Raw genomic sequence first — 26,083 nt, 5'->3', positions numbered from 1 at the left:
TATTTAGCAGCAACCGCCACCTGGTGTACACGCTGATCCTGAAGCAGCAAGATTCTGAAATTGTACTTTTTGTTTTACTTCAGGAACACCACATAGTTCCGGAGCAAGGCACGCTGTTGTCTTAGCAATAAGCAGGAAGTTTTTACCATCGTAACCAAGGTCGTATTTACCAATAGTTTGAGCCTGGTATTCTACCTCAATTTCCAGATCTTCCATCGCCAATACTTCTTCAGAAAGAGATATGATGTTTAGCAACTTGCCTGCTTTCAAACGATGCTCAAAATCGTTGGCATCCCAAAGTTGGAAGTTGGCTACTTTTTCATGACGTACCGTACCGCCACAATCAATAAAATCTTTAGTAACAACACCAACTTCGGTCACATGGAAATGTTCAGGAACTGGTGTACCGTTTTCTAATTGAAAGTTTACGCTTTCAGCCTGCGCCAAGTGGGCTTTTATTTCTGATAGTTTCATAATTAAAGATTTAAGTATTTTTATATTGCAATTAAACGATTGATTTGATTAAAAAAAGCTAGCAGCAGCTAGCTTCTAGCTTATATGATCCAAGGAAGGCACCGATTTGGGCTTCCAGTAATTTCCATGTTTCAGGGTTTATGCAATAGCAAACGCTAACCCCTTCGATGGTACCCTGGATAATCCCGACAGACTTTAATTCCCTTAAATGCTGGGAGATTGTAGCTTGGGCAAGACCCAGCTCCTCTACAAGATCTCCACAAATACAAGTATTGAAAACTAGTATTCTTTGCAGAATAGCAATACGTGCAGGGTGAGCCATTGCTTTTAATAGCTGAGCAAGCTGGTTCTGCTCGGAGGTAAACATTTCGGTTTTTGTAAGTCCCATATAATATTGCAATATTACGATTTATTAATGAAACAACAAATTTATCAGAATATTAATTTTAATTCTTCTGATCTCTCTTTTTGCTGCTAAGGTTTAAAATCAAATAACCTAATAGTCCTGATATTACGGAGCCGACAAGAATTGAAAACTTTGCTTCCTGAACAAGCAGCGGGTCAGCGAAGGATAAGATTGATATAAATATGGACATGGTAAACCCGATACCTGCAAGTAGGCCAACACCAAGGATATGAACCCATTTTGCATTTTCAGGTAGCTCACTTAGCTTAAGCTTTACGCTGAGCCATGATATAAATAATATACCCAAAGGTTTACCAATAACCAGACCTAGCACAATGCCCATTCCCAGACCTGTAAAAAGCCCTTCTACCATGCCGTTTTCAAAACGGATGTTGGTGTTGGCCAGTGCAAATATTGGAATGATCAGAAAATTAACGGGTTTAGTAAGTGCATGCTCTAGTTTTTCCAGTGGAGACTCTTTATGATCTGCTGTTGTGGGTAGTGTAAGCGCTATCAAAACTCCTGCAATAGTTGCATGAATGCCTGAGTGATGAACAAAGTACCAGATAAAAATACCTGGAATTAGGTAAAAGGCAAGGTTCTTTAACCCGAAGCGATTAAAGAGGAACAGTAGTATCAATATAGCCCCGGAATAAACCATATTCATATAGTGGAGATCCGAAGAGTAAAATACCGCGATTACTAATATTGCAAGCAGATCATCAACAATAGCCAGGGCAGCTAGAAAGATCTTTAGGGAAAGTGGAACCTTTACTCAGGAGCGATAGAATGGCTAGTGCAAAAGCAATGTCTGTAGCCATTGGTATACCCCATCCGCTAGCAGTTGGCGTATCACGGTTAAATATGGTATAGATTATTGCCGGCACAATGGCACCACCAATCGCACATATAATCGGAAGTATTGCCTTTTTAGGTGAGGAAAGTTCACCTTCCACAATTTCCCTTTTAATTTCAAGTCCCACCAAAAGAAAGAAAATGGCCATCAGGCCATCATTGATCCATAGCGCAACAGAATACTTTAAATGTAAACTGGTGGTTTCATATCCAATTTGATTCGCTAAAAAGTTATCAAAGCCTTCACCCAGTGGCGAGTTTGCTATTATTAAAGACAAAATTAAACAGGAAAATAAGATAATCCCACTTGATGTTGTAGAGTTGAAAAAGTCTTTAAAAACCTTTTTGTTGATCGACATTGGCATATTTTTCAAATATAACATTTTCATTTTTACGGTCTAAATCTGCCTCCTGTTAATTCAGACACCAGAGCAAAACCATAGGTAATGACAGATTTTAAAAATATTTTTCTATTTTTGCATCAATCGAAATGAGAAAAGTTAAACAAGTTTCATATAACCCTGTGACAAAGCCCTGAATTCTTTCAGTGACTCTTTTCTCCCTTAGCATAATCCCTTGCTAGGGCAATGCCCCTTATTTTATAATTTTTGACCTTTAATTTTATTGGTATGTTCTTACGTACACGTTTTTTTGACTTATCTCAAAAAGTCAACTACAAAACCGAAATTTTGGCTGGCATCACTGTGGCCATGACCATGATGCCTGAATCGCTCTCCTTCGCTATCCTTGCGGGTTTCCCCCCCTTGGTCGGTCTTTATGCAGCTTTTATTATGGGGCTTGTAACCTCAGTTCTGGGCGGTCGTCCAGGTCTGATCTCAGGCGGTGCAGGAGCAGTCGTAGTTGTGCTGATTGCTTTGATGCAGGCGCATGGAATTGAATATGTATTCGCCGCTGTAGCCCTCGCCGGCGCCTTTCAGATCCTGGTAGGTCTTTTCAAGCTTGGGAAATTTATCAGACTTGTTCCCCAACCGGTAATGTATGGCTTTGTTAATGGACTGGCAGTTATTATATTCATGGCCCAGATTGAACAGTTCAAAACCATCATCAATGGAAAAGAGGCCTGGTTGACCGGTAGCCCACTTTTAATCATGGCCGGGTTGGTTGCGCTTACCATTGCTATCGTACTATTCTTTCCAAAGATAACAAAGGCGGTACCACCATCCCTGGTTGCTATTATTGTTGTTTTTCTTGTCGTCCTCGGGTTCGGTATCGATACTAAAACAGTAAGCGATATTGCCTCTGTCAGCGGAGGGTTTCCACCATTTCACATTCCTCAGATTCCATTGACATTTGAAACCTTTCAAATTATATTGCCCTATGCCGCGATCATGGCAGGAGTTGGGCTTACCGAGGGGCTGTTAACACTTAACCTAGTAGACGAAATTACTGCAACCAGGGGGAATGGTAACCGTGAATCAATAGCTCAGGGTATTGCCAATATTCTGAATGGCTTTTTCTATGGTATGGGAGGATGTCCAATGATTGCTCAGACTTTGGTAAATCTTTCAGCAGGGGCGAGAGCCCGCCTGTCGGGCATAGTGGCAGCACTCACTATTTTGCTTATCATTCTGTTTGGCGCACCGATAATTGGTTTAGTTCCAATGGCTGCCCTTACAGGCGTGATGATCATGGTGGCCGTAGGAACCTTTGAGTGGATCAGTTTACGGATCATCAATAAAATGCCAAAACAAGATATATTTATTGGCATACTGGTGGCTGCGATCACCATTTGGCTTCATAACCTCGCCCTTGCAGTTTTAATTGGTGTAATTATATCGGCACTTGTTTTTGCCTGGGAGAGTGCAAAAAGGATTCGTGCAAGAAAATTCGTGGATGGAAGTGGCACCAAGCACTACGAAATTTATGGGCCATTGTTTTTTGGTTCAGTTACAGCGTTCACTGAAAAGTTCGATGTTAATGAAGACCCATCTGAAGTAATTGTTGATTTTAAGGACAGTCGAGTGTCGGATATGTCTGCTATTGAAGCATTAAACAAGTTAACAGAACGATACCATCTCGCGGGTAAAAAACTTCATTTAAAACATTTAAGCGAAGATTGTAGGCTACTACTTAAAAACGCTGAAAGTGTTATTGATGTTAATATATATGAAGATCCGACATATCGTGTCGCTATTGACAAATCTTAAGTATAAATTAGAAATTTGGATGGAGCTTTTTATATAGCTCCTCCAGTATTTCCGTTATCATTATTCCCTCGTTTTTTGAAAGATGACTGCTAGTCCTATCACTATTCCACCGTTTTTTGATAGAAATTGAGATGAGTATTTGATAAACAGTTATAGAACTATTGTGTCTTTTCTAGCAGGCCAGCGATGAAGTAAAGTCTACAGTTGTTTCCTTTCAACCATCAAGAAAAAGGAAGAATACAAGTTATCCTATGAGAGATTTTTGGCTATATTGTAATCACCTACATTTATTGAAATGAAAAACGACAAAACATCACAAAACTACACGTTAAACAGACGTAATTTTGTTACTGGAATTATCCCGGTGATAGCTGGCGCAACAATACCATCCTGGGCTTCGGCGAAGGAGATTCAACAAACCAGAGAAGACAATGACTTTCCAGGACTTATTACGCGAGAGAAAAAGCCATTAAATATGGAGTTTCCATTTCCTACGTTAAAAAACAGGATTACTCCAAATAACCAGTTCTTCATCAGGAGTCATTTTAATATTCCCAATATTGATGCTACAAATTGGGAATTAGAGATTGGCGGCAACACCAATCATGTCATAAAGATCAATCTGAGCGAACTTAAAAAGCTTCCTGCAAAAAAGGTAATGGCTACTATAGAATGTGCCGGAAACGGACGTGCTAACCTCGCCCCAAAAGTGAAGGGTTTAGGATGGGAACAAGGTGGGATCAGCAATGCTGAATGGACAGGAGTACCTTTATCCGTATTGTTAAAGAAGGCTGGCATAAAGGTGGGTACGGTAGACATTATTTTGGAAGGGAATGATGAGGGGATGATTACAGAAGAGCCGAAATCACCAGGAAAAATCAAATTCGCCCGAAGCATTCCGTTAAATATAGCAATGCAGGATCACATCATCATCGCCTATGAAATGAATGGAAAACCATTGAGTGCTGAACATGGTTTCCCGGCAAGGGCAATTATTCCAGGATGGTATGGTATGGCATCTGTGAAATGGCTGATGAAAATTACTGCATCTGAAAAGCCGTTTGATGGCTATTGGCAGACGATTGAATATGCTTACTGGAAGCGTGTTGAAGGACTACCTACCTTGACGCCCGTAACCACTACATTGGTTAAGTCTGAAATATCAAGGCCGGTATTGTTTGAAGCGGTGCCGGCTGGAAAACCTTATCAAGTAAGGGGTGCAGGATGGTCAGGTGATAGTAACCTATCGAAAGTAGAAATAAGCACGGATAAAGGAAATTCATGGCAACCAGCAAAATTAATTGGTCCTGCTATCCCTTTCGCCTGGCAGCTATTTGAATTTGAATGGGTGGTTCCTGCTAAGACTGGAAGATATAGTTTAATGGCTAGAGCGACAGATCAAAATGGCAAAACGCAACCCATGGAGCATGATTTAGACAGAAGAACTTACATGGTTAATTTTATCTCGCCAATTGATGTAGATGTAATATAGCTCAATAAGAACAAATTTCAGGATCTTGCGGTTATCGCATAAGGCTTGTTTGGCATAAACAGTTTATCACAATTAATATTCTACATCAAACCATGATCAGATTCACGTCTATACTTCTACTATTTGCTAGTTTCTCTGCACGAGCACAACATGAACACATGCAAATGGCAACTAAAAAAAATGTCTTCCTTGGGCAAATGGCTCATATGATGATGAAGATGGATGAAATATCAGCTACCACATCTGCAGACAGAGATTTCATACAAATGATGATCCCACATCACCAGGGTGCTATTGATATGGCAGAAGAAGAGATTAAGACCGGAAAAAATAAAGAAATGATTCAGCTAGCTAAAAGTATCAAAGCTGAGCAACAAACCCAGATTCAGCAAATGCGACTCCTGCTCAGCCATCCTGAAGGATTTATCGCTACAGGCAACCAACATCAAAACGCCAACCAGAAGATGATGAAAGTGATGATGGAACAAATGCCTGAAGAAAAACAATTGTCTGATACTGATCTGTCCTTTGCAAGGATAATGCTTCCTCACCATCAGGCTGCCATCGACATGGCTAAAGTTGAGTTGCGGTATGGAAAAAATAAAAATGTAAAAAGACTGGCCGAGAATATTATCTCAGATGAACAGATAGAAATCCAACAAATGAAGACATTTACAAACTCCCATTAACATATGAAAAAGATATCCTTGTTTACGCTATTAATATTCAGTTTTGCCCTACAATCAAAAGCACAATCAATCTATGCCCAAGACAGGGTTTATACAGGCAATCAGATATCTAATACGGTTTCTGTCTTAGATCCCTCAACACAAACGCTATTAGGAAATATTGTTCTTGGTAAACCCCAACCTGATATCTTAAGTCCTCTATATAAGGGACAGGCCCTGGTTCATGGCCTGGGTTATTCCCCTAAAAGGCAATTACTAGCAGCGGTTTCCATTGGATCAAATTCAGTAACCTTTATTTCAACAGCAAAAAATAAAGTTTTAAAAACTGTTTATATCGGACGTTCACCGCATGAGGCAACCTTTAACCCTTCAGGATCACAGGCATGGATATCGGTAAGAGGAGAATCGTATATCAGCGTAATTGATGCAAATAAACTGATTGAAATCAAGCAAATTCCAGTAGCCGACGGCCCGGGAATGGTTGCTTTTACTCCAGATGGAAAATGGGCTTATATTTGTTCCAGCTTTACTGCAGAAGTGGATGTAGTGAATGCAACTTCTTATGCTATTGTAAAGCGTATTCCAGTAGTTAGTCCATTTTCTCCAAATATATTCTGTAGTCCTGATGGGAAATGGATTGCATTGACACATAAGGATGTAGGGAAGATCACTGTCATCAGCACGGAGACAAATACGATACATACAGTACTAAATACAGGTCCAATTACCAACCATGTCACTTTTACTTTAGTTAATGATTCACCTGTGATGCTGGCAACCATTGGCGGAGAAAACAGCTTAAAAGTATTTAGTGTTTCACAAGATTTCAAGCTTACTGATAGCGTTGCGACAGGATCATTGCCACATGGCGTCTGGACTTCGGCAGATGGTAAATTTGCATATGTCGGATTAGAAAATGATGACCAGGTACAAGTGGTTGATCTGGTAAAAATGGCCGTTGTAAAAACCATTGCTATTGGACAATGTCCGCAAGCATTGTTGTACGCCGCTAATGCCAGCCCTGCAAATGCCTCAAAAGAAAATTTAACCCCGCTTAATCTTGCAGACAAAAGTCAGGTGATTAAATTGATGAATAAGGATAATTCAATGTCATCAGGCATGCTAAACGTAAGAAGCGTAGGCTTGACTGATCTTGTCCAACAGGACTTTAAAAAACTCGAGCCAAATACTTCGTATACTTTAGCGTTAACCAACTCCTCAAATGATACGTTTAACGCAGATTATGTCATCAATTCTTTTAAGACCGATGAAAAAGGAGCTTTTAGCGGTCAATCCTCGGGGATAATTAAGAGTGTAGGAACAGGTGGCGCCGATTATAAACATGTGGTTCTTATTGATGATCTTTCAAAAAAGCTGGTGATGATCAGTAACTAATGTATTTTAAACCAAAGATATAACTGCCCATAATGCAGCACTTGAAATTACTATCCATAAAATTACGCCTTGTAACAGTGGCATTATCCCCACTGCTTTCAAGATAGTAAATGAGAGTCCGCTTCCTATCAGGAACAAGGTTAAAGTTAAGCCTGCTTTTGCTAATGCTACAAAGTAGGGCGCAAAAGGCTTAATAAAAGGTAAGTAGGTGTTGGCGATCATTGCCAGGATAAATAGCCCTATAAAATAGGGTATACTAACTTTGCTATTGTTGCTTTTGAACAGGAAAGATGTACCAAACGCTACGGGAACAATCCATAGTGCTCTGGCTAACTTAACAGTTGTGGCTATCTGTAGTGCTTGTTCACCATATTTACTGGCTGCCCCAACAACAGAACTGGTATCGTGAATAGCAATGGCACACCACATACCAAATTGTGACTGTGACAAGTTAAGCGCATGTCCGATAGCGGGGAAAAGAAATAAGGCCACCGAGTTGAGTATAAAAACAGTACCCATTGCAACGGAGATCTGTTTTTCTTCTGCGTTCATTACAGGCGACAATGCAGCAATAGCACTTCCACCACAGATCGCCGTTCCAGCTGATATCAAAAAAGATGTTTTACGTTCTATTTTAAATACTTTTCCCAGGATAAAACCAATGATAAGCACTCCGAAAATAGAAACTACGGTAAACAGTACGCCTTCTTTTCCTGCTTTCATTGCACTGAATACATTCATTCCAAATCCTAGCCCGACAACAGAAATTTTTAGCAGCAGGTTTGTGGCCTTGTGATTTAAATGCAGATAGGGATGTTCCATTAGTTGCGCCAATACTAATCCTAGCAATAAGGCTAAAGGAGGCGACATAAATGGAAAGAGGCACAGCAAAACTGCCAGGATGAAGATAATTTTACGGGTGTTTAAATTTAAGTTTAGCAGGTTACCCGCCTTTATTTTAGAAGAATTTGAATTGTCTTTGATTTGTGTCATAATTTTGATTGTCTTTATTTTCTAATTCAAAGATCCATAACTAATAAACCCCGATCAAATCATTAAAACTTATCTTCCATAACTTCATGTTATAGAAGATAAGTTTTTAGACATTATTTATTCCCAACCCCATTTTTTGAAAATGAGATGTCCTTTATCGGATTGCATAAACTTGATAAAATCCTCAGTTTCCGACTTATGCGTACCAGTGCTACCCCTCACTACAGGTGTACCTCTATAGACTGTTTGTGTAACAGGAATCCTAACCATTGAGGTGAGGTCTGGTAAACGGTTATGCCAGGAGCCAAATGTTATCCAGGCATCATATTGAGGATCATTTTTCCATGCAGCAATACCCAATGCCGAATTTGCAAATGTACCTGCTATACGCTGCTGTATGTTTGCAATCAGATCTTGTCGACCTGCCAAATCTTCCCAAAGCCCCATTTGCCCAGCCCCATTCACATCAAGAATTTTCACACCTGGTTTACAGAGATCGCCCAGATTTTTGATGTTTTTAGGATTGCCGGGCCGTACCAGGATCGCTGCCGCACGTTTATATAACTCTGTCCGAGAGTTCGCCACTATCATGTTTGGGTGGTCAGACATGAATTTTGAAAGCATGTATTCTGCTCCTCCAAAGAACAGATCTGCATGTTTCATTGCATCCGGCATCCATTCATTATCTGGCCCGGCAGTGACTTTAATTACGATATCATGCTGCTTTCCAAAAACCTTCGCACATTCATTGATCGGTCCGAGCGGCCCACCGGGACCATAGACATATAAAGTATCGTTTGGGATTTGTGCATTCCCAATGGTCACTACAGCAACGACTGACAATATGGTTAAAAATATATTTTTCATTGTGTTTATGTTTAAGGTAAATCAAAACCAAACTTTTTGTAGATGGCAGCAGCCTGCGGACTGATCAAAAAATCCATAAAATCTTTTGCAGCGGCCGGATGTGGCGCATCTTTTAACTGTCCCGCTATATATTGCGCATGGATATTCTCTTTTTCAGGAATTTCAATGAGCTCAACAGGATGGCCAATCATTTTCTGATAGTAGGCCTCAGTATACCATACTGGAGCGGCGTCACTTTCGTTGTATAGGATCCTCATTGGTGATTGGCGATGATGGATCATGGTAAGATAAGTAGTCTTATCTTTAACTTTATCTTCCATGATGGTAGATTTTAATGTTTCCCCTCCAGCTTTCACATAGGCTTCTTCAATACGTTTACCGATCCCTTCATTCTCTGGATTGGGCATACTGATCCTCAGCTCTTTATTTGCTAAATCTTTGAGTGACTTCAATGCCTTCGGATTTCCCTTTTGGACCATGATTGCCAACCTGTTTCTAGCATATAAAGTCGTTTTGCTAAACCATTCAGGGGTCATGTCTATCCGGTTCTTACCAGCTGTATAAACATCCGGCTTTAAGGTAATTCTCATGTTGCCCACCACAATGCTACCGGTTTTTATTTGTTGGGCTAAAATGCCTGGGGGAAGCGTTTCGGCAAATACCCGCTGATAATGTGGATATGACTTTTTAAAGGCTGCAATTAATTCGTCAATGCACATAAACTGGTTACCGGCAAAGAAAACCACCAGTTGGGGATCATTAATGTCTCCAAAAAGATCAGGCACATTGTCTACTCCAGGTACTGTGAACTGAACTTTACTTTCAGGTGGAGTATTCCAGGGCGGATCAAAGCGATGATCCTGGGCCTTAACATTTCCACAAAGCAATAAAAATGCAACTGTGGCTAAAAAGGTGTGATTTATATATTTCATGATTTTCTAATTATTTGGTTTAAGGATGTACAACTGCCCATCCCTGATATTGACGGATGATGATTTCACCATTGCCGCTGGGTACATAACTGATAAAATCAAATAAGGTATTTTTTTCGATTTTCCTTTCTCTGACGGTATTTTCACATTGTGCAAGAATTACTCCTCTGGATTGCAGTTCTAACAATGTTTTTTCAAAAGATCCGTTCTTCTGGTAAACAGCTACGCCATCTCCAAAGGCAATAAGTTCTGCATTGATTTTCCCTTTTAACCTGGGATCGTCGAGTGCATTTTTTAGGTTTCGAAGTGTTCCTGCAATCTTTTTCTCATCACCGTTATTGATTACATACAGTGCCTTATAATTTTTCAGGGTGGCTTTTGCCCCTGTAAAATTAGCAGGTGTAGCTTGGGCAAAAGTGGCCGAGGTTGCTGCGATCAGCAAAAATAATGTACAGATTAAGGTTATTTTTTTCATGATTTTAGATTTTGATGATTTATTTAGTTGTTAGTTTTACTTGTTTTTCGGAGGTTACAATTGGTGCAAATGGACCATACTTATGTTGATTTTCAGAAAATTTGTCGGCATATGGTCCGTATGGCGCATCAAAAGGTTTTTTTAACAAATCAGGGTAATCTTTTCCCTGATCTTTATGTGGTCTTGGCTGTGAGTTCACAAAAGCAGCGAGATCCCAGGCCTCCTCATCACTTAACTGCGCATCTCCATATCTGGCACCATATGGCATATTGTTCTTTACGAACCCCGCAAAGTTACTGAGTCTATACATCCCTGCGCCATCATTGTAGCTGTGTTTGCCCCATAATGGCGGATAAACATAAGTTAGTTTGTCTTCATCAAGTATTCCCTCACCATTTGCACCATGACAACTTTGACATTTACTGGTATATAAAATCGCTCCATGTTTGACATTCGCTGCCCTATCCAGGAATTTTAATTTTTCGGTTCCCGTTCCAAACACTTTCTCCCCTTTTTTTACACCTGTTCCAAGCCATTTCATATAAGCCAGCATTGCCTGTATCTCTTTACTAGATTCGTCTGGTACTTTGCCTGCAAGACTTCGATTGAAGCACTCTGCAATACGTGCCGATGCAGGTTCAACCTTTCCTGATCTGCCACTCATTTTAGGAAAACTGGAAATAAAACCAGCATAATTATTTCCGAACAGTTTGGTTCCACCCTCGAGGTGACAATTCTGACAATTCATACCATTTGTAATACGGGCTATGGATCCATTTGGCCCAAAATATTTGCTCGTATGTGCTATTAATTCTTTGCCATACCTGATCATCTGGCCGTACTTGGTGTCCGCCGGAATCGTATTTTCATCAGGCGCTTTCCAGGCATCAGCAGGTACAACCTGGCTTTTGACGTTAACAGCAGCTATACCGGTTTCCACATCCTGTTTGGTTTTTGCTGTCACTACATCTGGCTGCCCATTAAAAAATAAAGTGCAGATGAAAATGGTTCCACAAGCAACAAATAGAAACGCAATGATAGCCGTTGTCCTGGCTGTATATATAAGTGCTTGTCTGATTTCTTTTTCTGTTGATTCCTTATTCATAACCAATATTTTTCTGTTACAAATGTGCATTTATTCTACTCATCAGAAAAAGCATAAAAAGTTATTGATGATAACGTAAGGTTATGATGTCAGTACCCGTTGAAACAAATTGTTTGTATCTTAGGTTATCTACTAAAACCGTGTATGATAGATTTCCGTTTGCAAGTATTTTATGCTGTCGCTAAAAGGCTGAATTTTACAAAGGCCTCGGCAGAGTTATTTATCAGTCAGCCTGCTGTAACCAAACACATTAAAGAATTAGAGCAGGAGTTCAAAATGTCATTATTTGAACGCAGTGGAAACAAAAAAATCAGCCTCACCCCAGCCGGCGAATTATTGTTGCATTACGCAGAACAGATTTTTGGAACTTACCGGGAACTGGAATATGATATGAATCTACTTACTAAACAGCATAAAGGAATATTGAGGATTGGTGCCAGCAGTACTGTGGCACAATATATCATTCCACCTGTATTGGCACAGTTTCACAATAAGTTTAAGGATATACAAATTCAACTGGTTACCGGAAACACAGAAGATGTAGAGCAGCGTTTGATTGCTAAGGAAATAGATTTTGGAATCATTGAAGGCATCTCCCGGAACCCACAGATTAAATACGAACAATATCTAAAAGACGAGCTGGTGCTGGTGTGTTCTGGTCACAATTATGCCATGAAAAAGGAAATGATCAAACCGAATGAGTTGAAGGATTATGATTTATTACTTCGTGAACCTGGTTCTGGTACACTAGATGTTATTGCATATGCTTTAAAAGCACACCAGATAAAGGTGGGGGACTTAAATATAGAAATGCAGTTAGGTAGTACCGAAAGCATTAAATCCTATTTGATTCACAGCAAATGCCTGGCTTTTTTATCTATCCACTCCATATTGAAAGAGCTCAAGAATAATGAATGCCGCATCATAGATATCAAGGATATGGTTATCGAAAGGCCGTTTCATTTCATTCAGCTTCATGGTCAGCAGGACGCTCTGGCGGAACTATTTATGCGCTTCGCTAAAAGCTACAACTATAATGTATAGTGTTACCGAAATTTCGAGGCAATATCAGCCAGCTAAAGTGCTGCTGCTCTTTGTTTCTGAAGCTCCTGGAGGTGACGATAAACATTTTTACCTGGGAAATACTAATCTGTTTCGAACAATTTATCTTGCATTTAGTGAGGTATTTGGCGATTTTAAATCTGTAGAAGATTTTTTGCAGTTCTTTAAAGGCACGGGATGCTTTTTGGAACATCTAACTTGTACACCTATTGATAAATCGTCAGTTAAAATCAGAAAAAACCAGAGGCAGGGGGGAATAGAGCAATTAGCTCATAAAATCAGAACATATCAACCCCGATTAATCATGATCCTAATGAAAAGCATTGAACAAGAGGTTAAAGAATCTATTGACCTATCAGGCTTATCGTTTATCGAAGAAATTGCAGTTACCTGCTATCCTGCCGGCACTGAATCAAACAGGCTTACTTGCATCCGGGATACCAGGGTTATCATCTCCAAACTGGCATCGATATTGACATAACATGCAAATATATTGCTGTAATATACCGATACAGAACAAGATGAAAATTCAAGATCAGGAAAACACCAAACAGCATGCAGGAGACCATTTGGCTAATGAAAGAACATTTTTGGCCTGGATCAGAACCAGTATTGGTATCATGGGATTTGGCTTCGTGGTGATGAAATTCTCGCTATTTATCAAGCAGATCAGTGCCGCACTGGGGAGTAAAGTGCCCCTGCACCAAACCGGAGATTCCCGCATTATCGGGATTTTTCTAGTTGCCCTGGGAGCAATTACTATCATTTGTTCTTACTTAAGATATAATTCAACGAAAGAACAATTGAATCAGGGGGTGTATTACCATTCAACACTTTTTGTTAAAGTTTTAACCGCTTTAGTTTTCATAGCTAGTATACTTTTACTGCTCTACCTTATTAAAACAACATAGGCAGTTAAATCATCTGTACTTGATGCTTTAGAAAAGAGAGGAAGGAAAGCGGTCGATATAGCGTTGTTTTTTGATATAAATTGCTGATTGCATTGGTCAAGGATCTTATAAAAATTTCACCTCTTTATGATAATCCACAGGAACAGGATAAGTCAATATTTTATGTTCCCGTAAATATTTTGGGTACCGCAATACGCTGTGAAGAATATATACCTGAATGGCCACTGAAAAAATAGGCTGTAAAACAGGCTACCGCAAAAAACATGGTGTATTCACTACCAAAAAGTTCTATACCCATAATCGTACAGGCAAGGGGTGTATTCGTTGCACCAGCAAAAACAGCAATAAATCCAAGGGCAGCAAACAAACTAACTGGAGCATTTAATAAGGTCGAAAGTGCATTGCCTAATGTTGCGCCAATATAAAACAAAGGCGTTACCTCACCACCTTTAAATCCAGTTCCTAATGTTAAAGTTGTGTAAATGGTCTTCCATAACCAGCTCCAAGTATCTGCTCCACCAGGCTGAAAAGCAGAGGGAATTGTAACGGCTCCTTGGTATTCGCTATCCACGCCCAAACTTAAGTAATCCGGTTTCCCGATGGCGTAAGTCAAGCCTATAATAATCAGACCACCGATAACAGGAATAAGCCACTGGATCTTACATACTTTAGAAAAAAAGGCCTTGATCTCATGCACCATTACAGCAAACAGGTAGCTGGCCAGACCAAACAATGTGGATGCTAGAATAACCTTACTAAGCAGGAGTAGGTTTACCGGCAGGTATTCAGATAGAAAGTAGGCACTTTTCTCTATGAGATCGATGTGATAAGCGGTATGATGGATGCCCCAGGCAGAGACAGTAAGATCACCAAGCACGCTGGCAATTAATGCGGGAAGTAAAGCCTTGTACTCTATTCTTCCAATGGCCAGAACTTCCATTGCAAATATGGCACCGGTGAGCGGTGTTCCGAACACCGCCCCAAACCCGGCTGCAATTCCCGCGGTAAGGAGCATCTTGGTGTCTACCTCATTTAGCTTAAACCAGCGGCTAAACATTCCTGCGATGCTTCCTCCGATTTGTACCGCGGTTCCCTCTCTTCCAGCCGATCCGCCAAACAAATGGGTAATCACTGTAGTTATTAAGATTACTGGCGCCATCTGCCTGGGCACTCCACCACCCGGCCTATGGATTTCATCCATGATCAGGTTATTTCCTTTTTCTGAGGACCTACCAACTGACTGATAAATCAGGTGGATCACAATACCTGCTAAAGGTAGCAGAAAAATGAGACAGGTATGCTGAAAGCGAAAGTGAATGGCCCAGCCTAGCAGCCAAAGGAACAAGGCAACCATACTTCCTATTGCAATGGCAACAGGAAGTATAAGCAGCGTCCATCGAACCGCATATTTAAAAACCGAAAGGTGTTCAAATAAAAATTTATTATGTTTCATTGTAGGTTAGCGGCTGATTTATAATTTTTTATAAAAAGTATTGATTCCTGCAAATGATGCCCTATCACCAAGTTCTTCTTCTATCCGAAGCAACTGGTTAAATTTAGATACCCTTTCAGAGCGGCAGCCACTTCCTGTTTTGATGTGCCCCGCACCGGTAGCGACAACCAGATCCGCAATTGTCGTGTCTTCAGTTTCACCACTGCGGTGAGAAATAAAGCAATTGTAACCGTTTTTTTGGGCTAGTTCTACGGCCTTTAGCGTTTCGGAAACTGTACCGATCTGGTTCAATTTAATCAGTACGCTGTTTGCAATGCCCTGGTCGATTCCCTGCTGGATAATACTCGGGTTGGTGCAGAATATATCATCTCCAACCAATTCCACTTTGTCTCCCAAAAGGCTGGTCAGCTTTTTCCATCCCTCCCAATCGTTTTCGCCCAACCCGTCTTCCAACAGGATAATTGGGTACTCTTTTAACCATCCTTCCCAAAAGCCAATCATTTCATCTGTTGTGATCCGTTCTTTAGAACTTTTATAAAATTCATATTTTCCATTATTCCACATTTCGCTGGTCGCTGGGTCAAGACAAAGGGAAATATCCTTGCCTGGAGCAAAACCGGCAATATGTATCGCTTCCATGATGATTTGGACGGCTTCCTCATTAGAACTCAGATTTGGCGCAAACCCACCTTCGTCACCAACTCCGGTATAATAGCCTTTCGCTTTTAGCAGACTTCTCAGGGAATGAAAAACAGCTTCGCCCATACGGATACTTTCCTTAAACGAGGGGGCGTTATGAGGGGCAATCATAAATTCCTGAAAATCGATGTTGTTATCAGAATGCCTTCCCCCATTAATGACATTCATGCACGGTACGGGCATTACGTAACCTTCCCTTTCCACTAGCTGCCTATACAAGGGAATCCCTTTTGCAACGGCCGAAGCCCGGGCGAAGGCGATTGAGGCCGCAAGCATCGCATTTGCGCCGAGCCTTGATTTATTCTCGGTTCCATCCAGACCAATTATATGATCATCGAAGGCCTGCTGACCCTCAAAGGATAAGCCGGTGACTGATTTGCCGACTTCGACGTTAATCCCTTTTACTGCTTTTTCCACGCCTTTACCATTATAGCGCTCTGGATCACCATCTCTAAGCTCTACGGCTTCTTTTTCACCCGTACTTGCCCCGGATGGAGAAATACCCCTTGCTGTTGTTCCGTTAAGAGTGACTTCTACTTCTACTGTCGGATTGCCCCTGGAATCCAAAATTTCACGGGCATGAATTTTAGTTAATTTCATAGTTTTTTGTTTTATATTGATTTTTAGTATTTCGGTTGCTTACAAATAATTGAGTTTCTCAAAAGATCAAAACCAGTGTTCCCCCAATGATCAGCAGGGCACCAAAGAATACTTTCAGGGTAAGAGCTTCTTTCAGGAACACCATTGCAAGTATAATAGTTAGGGCAACACTCAACTTATCAACAGGGGCGACCTGGGACACTTTCCCGATCTGCAAAGCCTTGTAGTAGAATATCCAGGACAAGCCGGTGGCAAGGCCAGATAAAAAAAGAAATAGCAGGTTATGCTTTGACAGTTCCGTAATTCCTTTAAGTTCGCCTCTGGCCATTACGATCCCCCAGGCTACAATCAGTATTACCACCGTTCGTATGGCAGTAGCCAAATCAGAATTGACATTGGTTACGCCGACTTTTGCAAAGATGGCCGTAAGGGAAGCAAAGAAAGCTGATAATAGCGCGTAGATCCACCACATAGTTTTATGTTAATTTTCCGTTATTGAATAATTCCAAAGTAAATGAGTACAAGAACCGTTGCTCCGGCAATGATCCGGTAAATGCCGAACCAGCGGAAAGAATGCTTTTGAAGATAGGTGATGAAAGAGCGGATGGCCATCCATACATCCCACCCGCACCTGCTTTACTTAAATGAATGATCGTAGTTAGATTCGGTTCATGGGAAGGGCGTAGACGCTTAACGGTGTTTTTAATCAGTCCTGAAGCAATCTGATCTGCACTAGCAACTAGTAGCGCAATGGTAATAAGAACCTGCCAAATTTTTTTGCAGAAATTCTGGAAGAGGCAATAAATAATGAAGGCATAAAAAGGAAGCCAAAAACGCTTATCACTGGCCCAGTACATGATCGTATCCCAGAATGCATTATGGTGCTGATTTATCCACAAGAACCATTCAGTTTCAACCGGCAGGACCATTGCTAACACTGATCTCACTTTGGCAGACAGACAAAGTAAGACAAGCGCAATTAAGATAGCTGCCAGCAATAAGAGTTGAGAATTTATTTTTAATTTTTTCACCTACAATACTTTGACCGGCAGATTTTATTACCTGCTGGAATTTCTATTGTAGGCGCCATCAGCTTTTGAAAAAAGCGGTTGAATCGGAAGGACACCATTTCCGTATTGCAAATATAATACTAATAAAATGATGTGCAAAATCTTAAAGTAGGTGTTGAGAATTTAATTTATCACTATTCCTCCTTATTTGAATACGAGAACCAGTTTCTTATTCTTCTACCGTTTAAACAAGCATCATATCACGGGATTAAAGCTTTTCTTAAACAAAATGAAACCGCCTGGAAATAACCATGTTATCTATATAGGAATTTTTTTTATAACCCTAAAAAATTAAAGTTATGGGATACCATGAATGGAAAAACTGTATTGATGCATGCTTAAAGTGTGCTTCAATTTGCAATCATTGTGCAAGTTCATGCACTCAGGAAGAAGACGTGAAAATGATGGCGCGGTGTATTGAGCTTGATATGCAATGTGCAGCCATCTGCTACTCTGCCGCTCAATTGATGAGTATGGGTAGCTCTTTTGCTCAAGACATTTGCCGTATTTGCGCAGATATTTGCCAGCAATGCGGAGATGAGTGTAGTAATCATCATACCCAGCATTGTCAGGAATGTGCAGATGCTTGTAAGGCTTGTGCGGAAGAATGCAGAAGAATGACAGGAGTAGCTGCTTAAGATGCCAATCACCGTGAGCATTAATTGATTAAGGGCAGCATTCTAGTTGCCCTTTCATTTTTATAAATAGGCAAATTTATTCCATTCATTTTATTTTCATTATTCCCTCATTATTTGATATTTACCAAGGTTTGAGGTTGTTCTTGGTATGTCCTTTCTCTAGCCTTAAAAAAATGGGTTTTTTAGGATATGATTCTCATAAACTCATTCCATTATTCAAATAAGAATTTCAGTTTTTGATGATGAGTACTTGATAATTCGAATTCTATGAAAATGAAGGCTAGATGCGAGTTGAGGAATGCATTAAATAATGCATGAACTTTCAATTCCCGCTTCATCAAATTATTTCAAAAAACAAAAAATACAAATTTCATTTCAATGGCGGTGTTAAATCAATCACGTTGTTAAACCGAGGGTATGTACCTTCTAAATTAAATGCAAGCTACATGGCATTTGCGCATAATTGTAAAAAAATTTAGACCAAACGGATTTCCCCCCGTTTATCCTATAATTGAATAATATTCAAGCTGATCGATGTTCGCAATTGAAACTAATCCACATGCTTATTTGGCTAATTAGATAGCAGTTTATGGAGTTCAACACTGATGTCTAGACAATTGGTGTTTTATAAATAGTTGCGGTATATCTTAATTTTAGGGAAAATTCTAAAAAGTTCGAACCGAAAAATTCAATTTAATCTATTGTAAGTGACTTATTTTCAAGTTCTTAATGCTTAAAAAATAAGAGGCATACTTTTTAGATGCCTCATATTGCCACTTAGTAGGGGCAATCCGCGGAAGTTCGAACTTTTATGAGCATTGTGAGGCTGTAGTCCATTTTGAAAATATGCTGAAAAATAAAGTTGAAGGTCACTATCGAAAAAAGAAGTCTTATAATAAAAAGGAAGATTGATTGGATAATAAGAAAATTAGGATATTGTGTAAAAAATCAACTAGGTACTCACTGAAATATATATGCCGGCTTCCAAGGGATTTGATCAAATGCTAGAGCTCAAGAATTCTACTTGTTGTAGTCTCAATAATATTTTTGTTGATGAGGTTGTGGCAAGATTAGTTAATTAAGGTTGCTTTGTTCAGAAAGCTGTTTGGAAATTTTTTGACTAGATAGCCGACTTCCATATGTCTGCAATTTTAATTTTTAAATTCCAGTCATACTTTACTGTAACCTAGGATTCGTTATTTTCGTCTAGCAATTATAGAAAGCGAGAAATTATATAACAAATTTATAAAATTATATAAAGTTCTTGCAACAGAAAAAGGTTTCTTGCGAACATGAAAGTCATTGCAATTTTTATGGTAATCTGCATGAGCCTGATTTCAGTTGTTACTGGAACAGTACAGGCTATGCAATACGATAAAGAGCCAAAATGTTGTATGCAATTAGGTATGGCTAAGCCATGCAAGTCGCACAAAAGCGATAAAGCAATGGGCATGTGTTTGACTAAACTATGCTGCAATGTGCCAGGATTTATTATAAACAAAGTGATTCAAATAGTGCCAACGGTTCCTATAGAAGTTAAAAATTGTTCAATTAATCTAGCGCGTAAAAGCACAATTGACTTTTCATTCCCTTTCTGGCACCCGCCGAAAGTAGTGTTGATATAAATAAACTAAAATTAACGCCGGTTTTTTTATCACAACAATAAAATATTCAAATGAAAAAGTTTCTTATCATCACATCAATGATGTTGATCAGTCTATCTACATATACTTTCGCAGGCAACACGCCATGTTGCAATCGTAAAATGAACAATTGCAACAAATGCTCAAAATCCTGTACAAAAGGTGTATGTGAAGATTATTGCAGTAAACAGTGCAAAGACACTGGTGGATGCAAAAAATGTAAATAATTACAAAGCCGGGAACTTTTCCCGGCTTTGCTGTTTATGAAGGGTTGTAGCCAAATGATGTGATCAAACCATTTTGCTATGGTATTAGCAGCTTTGTTCGAGAGAAAGATAAATACTTGGTAAATAACTAAATTTGAGCTACCAGCCGATAAAAAACAACAACATGGAACACACCTATAAAATAACCGGAATGAGCTGTCAGGGCTGCCGGACCAAAGTTGAAAATGCGCTGAATGGCATTGATGGCATTTCCGCAAATGTATCCCTGGAGCCGGCTGAAGCCATCATTACAATGGAAAAGCATATCCCAACAGAGAAATTGCAGGAGGCGCTGTCTGCCGCCGGACATTACGGCATTGAAATGGGTGGTCAAGAAAAACATGTTATAAAAGCGGTTGAACATATAGATTATTACCATCGTGGATTATCCCATGGACAAAATTCCAGCGCTCAAAAGCTTGGTAAAAATGGAGCTGAAGGATTATTTTATTGTCCGATGCACTGCGAAGGAGATAAGACCTATGATAAGCCGGGACATTGCGCCGTATGCGGGATGGACTTGGTAAAACAACCTGTAAAGAAAGTCTCTTCACAGTTTACGTGTCCTATGCATCCCGAGATTATCAGGGATAAACCGGGCGCATGCCCAATCTGCGGCATGGACCTAATCCCATTGGGGGTAGATATTGAAGAGGAAGATAAAACTTATGAAACCCTGCTCAAAAAATTCCGGATAGCCACAATTTTTACTATACCCATTTTTGTTATAGCCATGACTGAAATGATTCCAAATAATCCTTTGTTTGATCTATTGGAACTTAAGTACTGGAACTGGGTTCAGTTCGCGCTTTCTATTCCCGTAGTTTTTTATGCTACCTTGATGTTATTTCAGAGGGCATGGCAATCTATAATAACCTGGAAACTGAATATGTTTACGCTGATAGGAATTGGTGCAGGAGTTGCCTGGGTTTTTAGCCTTGTCGCACTTCTTTTTCCAGATTTTTTTCCTGATCAGTTTAAAACACATCATGGTACCGTTTTTGTTTATTTTGAGGCGGCGACCGTGATCCTGACCTTGGTATTGCTTGGCCAGCTTTTGGAAGCCAGGGCACATGGCAAAACCAACAGCGCCATTAAGGAGCTGCTGAAGCTAGCCCCGAATACAGCAACAAAAGTGGTTGGGGATAAGGAAATATCAGTATCTATTGATGATATCCAGAAAGGAGATCTGCTGAGGGTTAAGCCAGGTGAAAAAATTCCGGTAGACGGGAGTATCAAAACTGGGGAAGCTGTAATCGATGAATCCATGATTTCCGGTGAACCCGTTCCCGTGGAGAAGAATATCGGGGACAAGGTAAGTTCGGGCACGATCAATGGAAATAAAACCTTTGTGATGCTTGCAGAGAAGGTGGGTTCAGAAACGCTTTTGTCGCAGATCATAGAAATGGTGAATTCGGCCAGCCGCTCAAAAGCACCCATTCAAAAAATGGCGGATAAAATTTCAGGTTATTTCGTGCCTGTTGTGGTATTGATTTCCATCGCAACGTTCATAGTGTGGTCAGTATATGGCCCTGATCCAGCCTACGTTTATGCTTTTGTAAATGCAATCGCGGTATTGATTATTGCATGTCCATGTGCGCTTGGCCTTGCAACCCCAATGTCGGTAATGGTCGGAGTAGGTAAGGGTGCTCAGTCTGGGATACTGATCAAGAATGCCGAGTCCCTTGAGAAAATGAATGCGATTGATGTAGTGGTCATCGATAAGACCGGTACGGTAACCGAAGGTAAACCTTCGGTAGAAAAGGTGGTCAGTGCAGATCCGGATTTTACAGAGCGAGATGTTCTTGAAAAAATTGTGGCTTTGAACAGCAGCAGCGAACATCCATTGGCTCAGGCAACTTTGCGTTATGGGGAAGAAAACAAGATAGATGTTAAACCTATATCAAACTTTGAGGCGATCACGGGAAAGGGAGTAATGGGTAGTTTGGAGGCTGAAAAACTGGCTTTAGGGAACCAAAAATTAATGGAACATGTTAAAGCGACAATTGATCCTGAATTAGAGGAACAGGTTAGAGCCGCTCAAAAGCAGGGTAAAACCGTTTCTTATTTAGCTGTAGGAAATAAAGCTGTCGGATTTGTTGTGATTTCTGATAAGATCAAGCCTTCCAGTGCAGATGCAATCCGAAAACTCCAAAATGAGGGAATCGAGGTAATAATGTTTACAGGTGATAATGAGGATACAGCAAGGTCAGTAAGCGAAACCTTGAATTTGGACGGTTTTAAGGCTCAGATGCTGCCAGAGGACAAACTGAATGAAATAAAAAAACTACAGGCCCAGGGCAAAAAGGTAGCCATGGCAGGCGATGGCATCAATGATGCACCTGCACTTTCTCAGGCTGATATCGGTATAGCGATGGGCACGGGGATAGACGTTGCCATCCAGAGCGCAGCAATCACATTGGTGAAGGGAGATTTAAATGGGATCGCCAAGGCAAGGCTGTTAAGCCATAAAGTTATGGCAAATATCAAAGGAAACCTGTTTTTTGCACTGGGGTACAATATATTGGGTATTCCGATCGCGGCAGGCATTTTATATCCTTTTTTTGGGATTTTGCTTTCACCTATGCTGGCTGCACTCGCGATGAGCTTTAGCTCTGTTTCTGTAATTTTGAATTCTTTGCGCTTGAGAAGTACAAAGATTGATTAGGTTTTAATGAACAATGAAAGCCTATGTAATGGCGATATGTTTTACCAATGATGGGGAAGCTGATTTGACCTGGTTTTTCAAGCGGTTGAAAAGGTAAAGTGCACCTTTTGACTTTATAGCCACTACAAATGCAATCAAATTTATTTTGGGCTATTAATTTTATATAGTGATATCTATACTCCATCTAAATGCAGTCAGATCCATAACCGATAAAATAGTGTCGAAATTGAATTCTGACGTGTTAAATAAGATGTGGAAGCATCTCCAAAAGCGATCCCCCCCTGACTAGTGAGTTTGCTGGGGCCCTGAGGCTTGCAAAAACCCTCAATCAATTAATAATCCAATTTGATATTGCCATACTCTTATTCTTTATTATGCCTGCTTTGCAACCGATAATATCATATAATAACGGCGCGGGTATCAGTAAATTTTATACTTTTACACCGTGAAATTCATTGCCCTGGTTTTATCTCTCATCATATTTACGCTAACCGCGATACCATGCTGTGCTGTAGCGCGAGAAGATAACCATGCACTGAAAACCGATAAAGCGGAAAAACATGCCTGCAGTGAACATAATGATAATTGCTGCAAAGGCTGTTCACCGTTTTATGTCTGCGGTAACTGTATCGGCTTTACCATCACTACACGGACAATGATCGTTTTTGCGGTCCACCTTTTACCTGTTCAGCACAATACGGCTTATATTCCGCTTGAACTTCAGGCTATTTCTATTTCCATCTGGCAGCCCCCCAAACTTTCGTAGTTTATTTTCCTATTGTCCTAAATGGACATATTTATCGAAATCATTATTTAAAGATCATTATGAAAAGAACGATTGTGGTTTTGGCTATACTGTTGTTTACAGTTACCGCCTTTGCCCAAAATACATATAAAGCCGTCATCAAAGACGCAAAGACAAACCAGGTACTTTCAGGAGCCACGTTAAAAGTGCTTGGAACGACCATTGGCGGTAAATCAGATACGGCAGGTAATGCAAGTATTAATAGTATACCCTCAGGTAAACAGATTATTCAATTTAGTTATTTAGGCTACCAGACAAAAACCGATACGCTGACCTTTCCCCTTGCTGAAACTAACCTTTTGACTGTTTTACTTACTGAAGCTGAAGAAGACCAGGAACTGGAGGACGTAGTGATCTCAGCTACAAGGAGCAGCCGTACCATTGAGAATATTCCTACACGGGTCGAGGTCATCGCCGGGGAAGAACTGGATGAAAAGGGGAATATGAAACCTGGCGACATCCGCATGATGCTGGCAGAAAGCACAGGCATCCAGACCCAGCAGACTTCTGCGACCAGCGGAAATTCCAGTATCCGCATACAGGGACTGGACGGAAAATATACCCAGATCATTAGAGACGGTTTTCCATTATACTCTGGTTTCTCTGGTGGATTGGGCCTGCTTCAAATTGCCCCATTGGATCTGCAGCAGGTAGAGGTGATCAAAGGTTCATCGTCCACCCTATACGGAGGTGGGGCAATTGCTGGACTGGTAAACCTGGTTTCTAAAAAGCCGACTGAAACGCGTCAGCTTAATTTCCTTTTGAACGGTACTTCTGCTTTGGGTCTGGATGCCAGTGGTTTTTATGGACAGAAATTTGATAAAATAGGTATCACGGTTTATGGTGCATACAACAAAGGGACTGCCTATGATCCTTCTGATATTGGCTTAACCGCTATCCCCAAGTTTGACCGTTTCACCCTGAACCCCAAACTATATTTTTATTTCAATGATGCGACTACGCTTTCGGCCGGAATCAACGCCACAACTGAAAAACGGATTGGCGGCGACCTGGAATATGTGAAGGGAAATGGCAGTGCTGCCCATTCTTATTTTGAGGAGAATAAAACCGGGCGTTACAGCTCTCAGGTTGAGTTGGACCATAAACTGAGTGAAAAAGAAAAGCTTGTTATCCGCAATTCGGTCAGCTATTACGACCGGAGTATCGGGTTGCCAAATTACCTTTTTTCAGGCGTTCAAGTGTCAACCTACAGTGAGGTCAATTATAGCCGTAACGGAGAAAAAGCAGACTGGGTGTTGGGGGTGAACTTTTTGACCGACAATTTTAAGGAAGACCAGAACAGTAATAATGCACTCAGAAGTTATAATTATAATACCATTGGGGCATTTGCACAGAACACCTGGAACATATCTAAAAAAATTAGTCTTGAATCAGGAGTAAGGGGAGATTACCACAATGAATACGGATTTTTCTTCTTACCAAGAATTTCCGGATTGTGGAAGATCAATGAACATTTTTCTACCCGCTTAGGCGGTGGTTTAGGTTATAAGGCGCCAACTGTATTTACCGAAGATGCCGAGCGGATCCAGTTCAGAAATGTAGCGCCTTTAGATGTGGCAAATACAAAGGCGGAACGCTCATATGGCGCCAACTATGATGTTAACTATCGCACCTCCTTGTTTGATGGAGCGGTTGGATTCAGCATCAACCAGATGTTTTTTTATACCCGTATCAATAACCCGATATTGTTGATGGCCTCTAGTGGTGGCAATCTCACCTATGTACAGCCGAAAGGCAATTTAGATACAAGGGGAATGGAAACTAATGCCAAAGTAACCTATGGTGATTTTAAACTTTTCATAGGTTATACATTGGCGGATGTAAACCAGCATACAGCAAGTGCCAGCACGGGTTATCCGCTGGTTTCAAAACACAGGTTAAATAATGTACTGATGTATGAGATTGAAGATAAGTGGAAGATCGGTGCAGAGGCATACTATTTCAGCAAACAGTTGCTAAATGATGGTGCCACTGGTAAAAGCTATTGGACCGCCGGTCTGATGGGAGAAAAGCTTTGGGAACGGTTTTCAATTTTTGTGAATTTTGAGAATTTAACGGACACCAGGCAGACCAGCTTTGATTCTATCTATACAGGAAGCATTACAAGTCCTGTTTTCAGGGACATCTATGCTCCTGTCGATGGGTTTGTGATAAACGGAGGGATAAAATTCAAACTTTAAACCTGGGGTAATTGACCTTTCTGTGTAGTTAATTCACATTTTAGCCGGGCCAGGGATTTGATATTTAAGAAATCCCTGGCCGGTTGATTTGAAACTGTCATCGCGGTTAAAAGCCATGTTCCATCAGAAGAGTCTATGCTGGCCGATAAGGTCAGTTGTGTAAGGTTGAAGGTTACCCTGGACTTGTCTCATCAATAAATGAAAACTTCCTTTCCT

General features: G+C 40.4%; 22 protein-coding genes, 1 pseudogene and 1 riboswitch. Of the genes and pseudogenes, 11 read left to right on the top strand and 12 right to left on the bottom strand.

The window, feature by feature from the left end:
- Window positions 1-3: 3 nt before the first annotated feature.
- From ACZZZK_RS09325 to nhaA, 3 genes and pseudogenes are all read right to left on the bottom strand, one after another.
- Window positions 4-474, bottom strand: coding sequence for a DUF6428 family protein (locus tag ACZZZK_RS09325; protein WP_088300342.1), 471 nt, complete (start codon window positions 472-474; stop codon window positions 4-6).
- A 58-nt stretch (window positions 475-532) separates the two neighbouring features.
- A complete protein-coding gene (locus tag ACZZZK_RS09320) occupies window positions 533-862 on the bottom strand; it encodes an ArsR/SmtB family transcription factor (protein ID WP_088300341.1) in 330 nt (109 codons plus the stop codon).
- A gap of 58 nt (window positions 863-920) precedes the next feature.
- Window positions 921-2,094: pseudogene (gene nhaA / locus ACZZZK_RS09315) on the bottom strand (Na+/H+ antiporter NhaA).
- A gap of 270 nt (window positions 2,095-2,364) precedes the next feature.
- On the opposite strand from nhaA, the gene ACZZZK_RS09310 reads away from it, so the two are divergent.
- From ACZZZK_RS09310 to ACZZZK_RS09295, 4 genes are all read left to right on the top strand, one after another.
- Window positions 2,365-3,903, top strand: coding sequence for a SulP family inorganic anion transporter (locus ACZZZK_RS09310; RefSeq protein ID WP_088300340.1), 1,539 nt, complete (start codon window positions 2,365-2,367; stop codon window positions 3,901-3,903).
- A gap of 295 nt (window positions 3,904-4,198) precedes the next feature.
- Window positions 4,199-5,395, top strand: a complete 1,197-nt coding sequence (locus ACZZZK_RS09305) for a sulfite oxidase (protein ID WP_008245487.1) — start codon at window positions 4,199-4,201, stop codon at window positions 5,393-5,395.
- 92 nt (window positions 5,396-5,487) lie between these two features.
- The gene (locus ACZZZK_RS09300) at window positions 5,488-6,084 is read left to right on the top strand and encodes a DUF305 domain-containing protein (RefSeq protein WP_082489588.1); all 597 of its coding nucleotides are present in this window, start codon (window positions 5,488-5,490) and stop codon (window positions 6,082-6,084) included.
- Between the two features lie 3 nt (window positions 6,085-6,087).
- The gene (locus ACZZZK_RS09295) at window positions 6,088-7,479 is read left to right on the top strand and encodes a beta-propeller fold lactonase family protein (RefSeq protein WP_056095402.1); all 1,392 of its coding nucleotides are present in this window, start codon (window positions 6,088-6,090) and stop codon (window positions 7,477-7,479) included.
- A gap of 6 nt (window positions 7,480-7,485) precedes the next feature.
- Here ACZZZK_RS09295 and ACZZZK_RS09290 read toward each other — a convergent pair whose 3' ends face one another.
- From ACZZZK_RS09290 to ACZZZK_RS09270, 5 genes are all read right to left on the bottom strand, one after another.
- The gene (locus ACZZZK_RS09290) at window positions 7,486-8,472 is read right to left on the bottom strand and encodes a YeiH family protein (RefSeq protein ID WP_008245480.1); all 987 of its coding nucleotides are present in this window, start codon (window positions 8,470-8,472) and stop codon (window positions 7,486-7,488) included.
- A gap of 117 nt (window positions 8,473-8,589) precedes the next feature.
- A complete protein-coding gene (locus ACZZZK_RS09285) occupies window positions 8,590-9,339 on the bottom strand; it encodes a substrate-binding domain-containing protein (protein ID WP_008245473.1) in 750 nt (249 codons plus the stop codon).
- A gap of 11 nt (window positions 9,340-9,350) precedes the next feature.
- Entirely contained in the window at window positions 9,351-10,271 is a 921-nt protein-coding gene (locus ACZZZK_RS09280; protein ID WP_056870676.1) for a molybdate ABC transporter substrate-binding protein, read from the bottom strand.
- 19 nt (window positions 10,272-10,290) lie between these two features.
- A complete protein-coding gene (locus ACZZZK_RS09275) occupies window positions 10,291-10,746 on the bottom strand; it encodes a DsrE family protein (protein WP_008245470.1) in 456 nt (151 codons plus the stop codon).
- A gap of 19 nt (window positions 10,747-10,765) precedes the next feature.
- Window positions 10,766-11,851, bottom strand: coding sequence for a c-type cytochrome (locus ACZZZK_RS09270; protein WP_082491480.1), 1,086 nt, complete (start codon window positions 11,849-11,851; stop codon window positions 10,766-10,768).
- Between the two features lie 144 nt (window positions 11,852-11,995).
- On the opposite strand from ACZZZK_RS09270, the gene ACZZZK_RS09265 reads away from it, so the two are divergent.
- The 3 genes from ACZZZK_RS09265 to ACZZZK_RS09255 are packed head-to-tail and all read left to right on the top strand — an operon-like array spanning window position 11,996 to window position 13,824.
- Complete coding sequence (locus tag ACZZZK_RS09265; RefSeq protein WP_056095397.1) at window positions 11,996-12,895, top strand: LysR family transcriptional regulator; 900 nt, start codon at window positions 11,996-11,998, stop codon at window positions 12,893-12,895.
- Complete coding sequence (locus tag ACZZZK_RS09260) at window positions 12,888-13,394, top strand: hypothetical protein (RefSeq protein WP_056095394.1); 507 nt, start codon at window positions 12,888-12,890, stop codon at window positions 13,392-13,394. The genes ACZZZK_RS09265 and ACZZZK_RS09260 overlap by 8 nt, the downstream gene beginning before the upstream one ends.
- Window positions 13,395-13,434: 40 nt before the next feature.
- Window positions 13,435-13,824, top strand: coding sequence for a YidH family protein (locus ACZZZK_RS09255; RefSeq protein ID WP_008245456.1), 390 nt, complete (start codon window positions 13,435-13,437; stop codon window positions 13,822-13,824).
- 160 nt (window positions 13,825-13,984) lie between these two features.
- Here ACZZZK_RS09255 and ACZZZK_RS09250 read toward each other — a convergent pair whose 3' ends face one another.
- From ACZZZK_RS09250 to ACZZZK_RS09235, 4 genes are read right to left on the bottom strand one after another with little or no spacing between them, the layout of a single operon-like run.
- Window positions 13,985-15,277, bottom strand: a complete 1,293-nt coding sequence (locus ACZZZK_RS09250; RefSeq protein ID WP_008245455.1) for a voltage-gated chloride channel family protein — start codon at window positions 15,275-15,277, stop codon at window positions 13,985-13,987.
- A gap of 18 nt (window positions 15,278-15,295) precedes the next feature.
- Window positions 15,296-16,576 carry a phosphopyruvate hydratase gene (gene eno, locus ACZZZK_RS09245; RefSeq protein ID WP_008245454.1) on the bottom strand — a complete coding sequence of 427 codons (1,281 nt, stop codon included), beginning with the start codon at window positions 16,574-16,576 and terminating at the stop codon, window positions 15,296-15,298.
- A 58-nt stretch (window positions 16,577-16,634) separates the two neighbouring features.
- Entirely contained in the window at window positions 16,635-17,048 is a 414-nt protein-coding gene (locus ACZZZK_RS09240; protein ID WP_008245453.1) for an EamA family transporter, read from the bottom strand.
- 4 nt (window positions 17,049-17,052) lie between these two features.
- The gene (locus ACZZZK_RS09235) at window positions 17,053-17,607 is read right to left on the bottom strand and encodes a phosphatase PAP2 family protein (protein ID WP_124910972.1); all 555 of its coding nucleotides are present in this window, start codon (window positions 17,605-17,607) and stop codon (window positions 17,053-17,055) included.
- Between the two features lie 42 nt (window positions 17,608-17,649).
- Window positions 17,650-17,718: riboswitch (Fluoride riboswitch) on the bottom strand.
- A 227-nt stretch (window positions 17,719-17,945) separates the two neighbouring features.
- Between ACZZZK_RS09235 and ACZZZK_RS09230 the strand changes: the two genes are divergently transcribed.
- The 4 genes from ACZZZK_RS09230 to ACZZZK_RS09215 all read left to right on the top strand — a co-directional run bounded on the left by ACZZZK_RS09230 (window position 17,946) and on the right by ACZZZK_RS09215 (window position 25,867).
- Complete coding sequence (locus ACZZZK_RS09230) at window positions 17,946-18,284, top strand: four-helix bundle copper-binding protein (protein WP_008245450.1); 339 nt, start codon at window positions 17,946-17,948, stop codon at window positions 18,282-18,284.
- A 1,292-nt stretch (window positions 18,285-19,576) separates the two neighbouring features.
- Entirely contained in the window at window positions 19,577-19,909 is a 333-nt protein-coding gene (locus ACZZZK_RS09225) for a hypothetical protein (RefSeq protein WP_463483881.1), read from the top strand.
- Between the two features lie 408 nt (window positions 19,910-20,317).
- Complete coding sequence (locus ACZZZK_RS09220) at window positions 20,318-22,861, top strand: heavy metal translocating P-type ATPase (RefSeq protein ID WP_463483880.1); 2,544 nt, start codon at window positions 20,318-20,320, stop codon at window positions 22,859-22,861.
- A gap of 825 nt (window positions 22,862-23,686) precedes the next feature.
- A complete protein-coding gene (locus ACZZZK_RS09215) occupies window positions 23,687-25,867 on the top strand; it encodes a TonB-dependent receptor (RefSeq protein ID WP_463483879.1) in 2,181 nt (726 codons plus the stop codon).
- The last annotated feature ends 216 nt before the right edge of the window (window positions 25,868-26,083 follow it).

Source organism: Pedobacter sp. AC163, from assembly GCF_979258665.1.
This window is presented reverse-complemented; position numbering and strand designations above follow the sequence as displayed.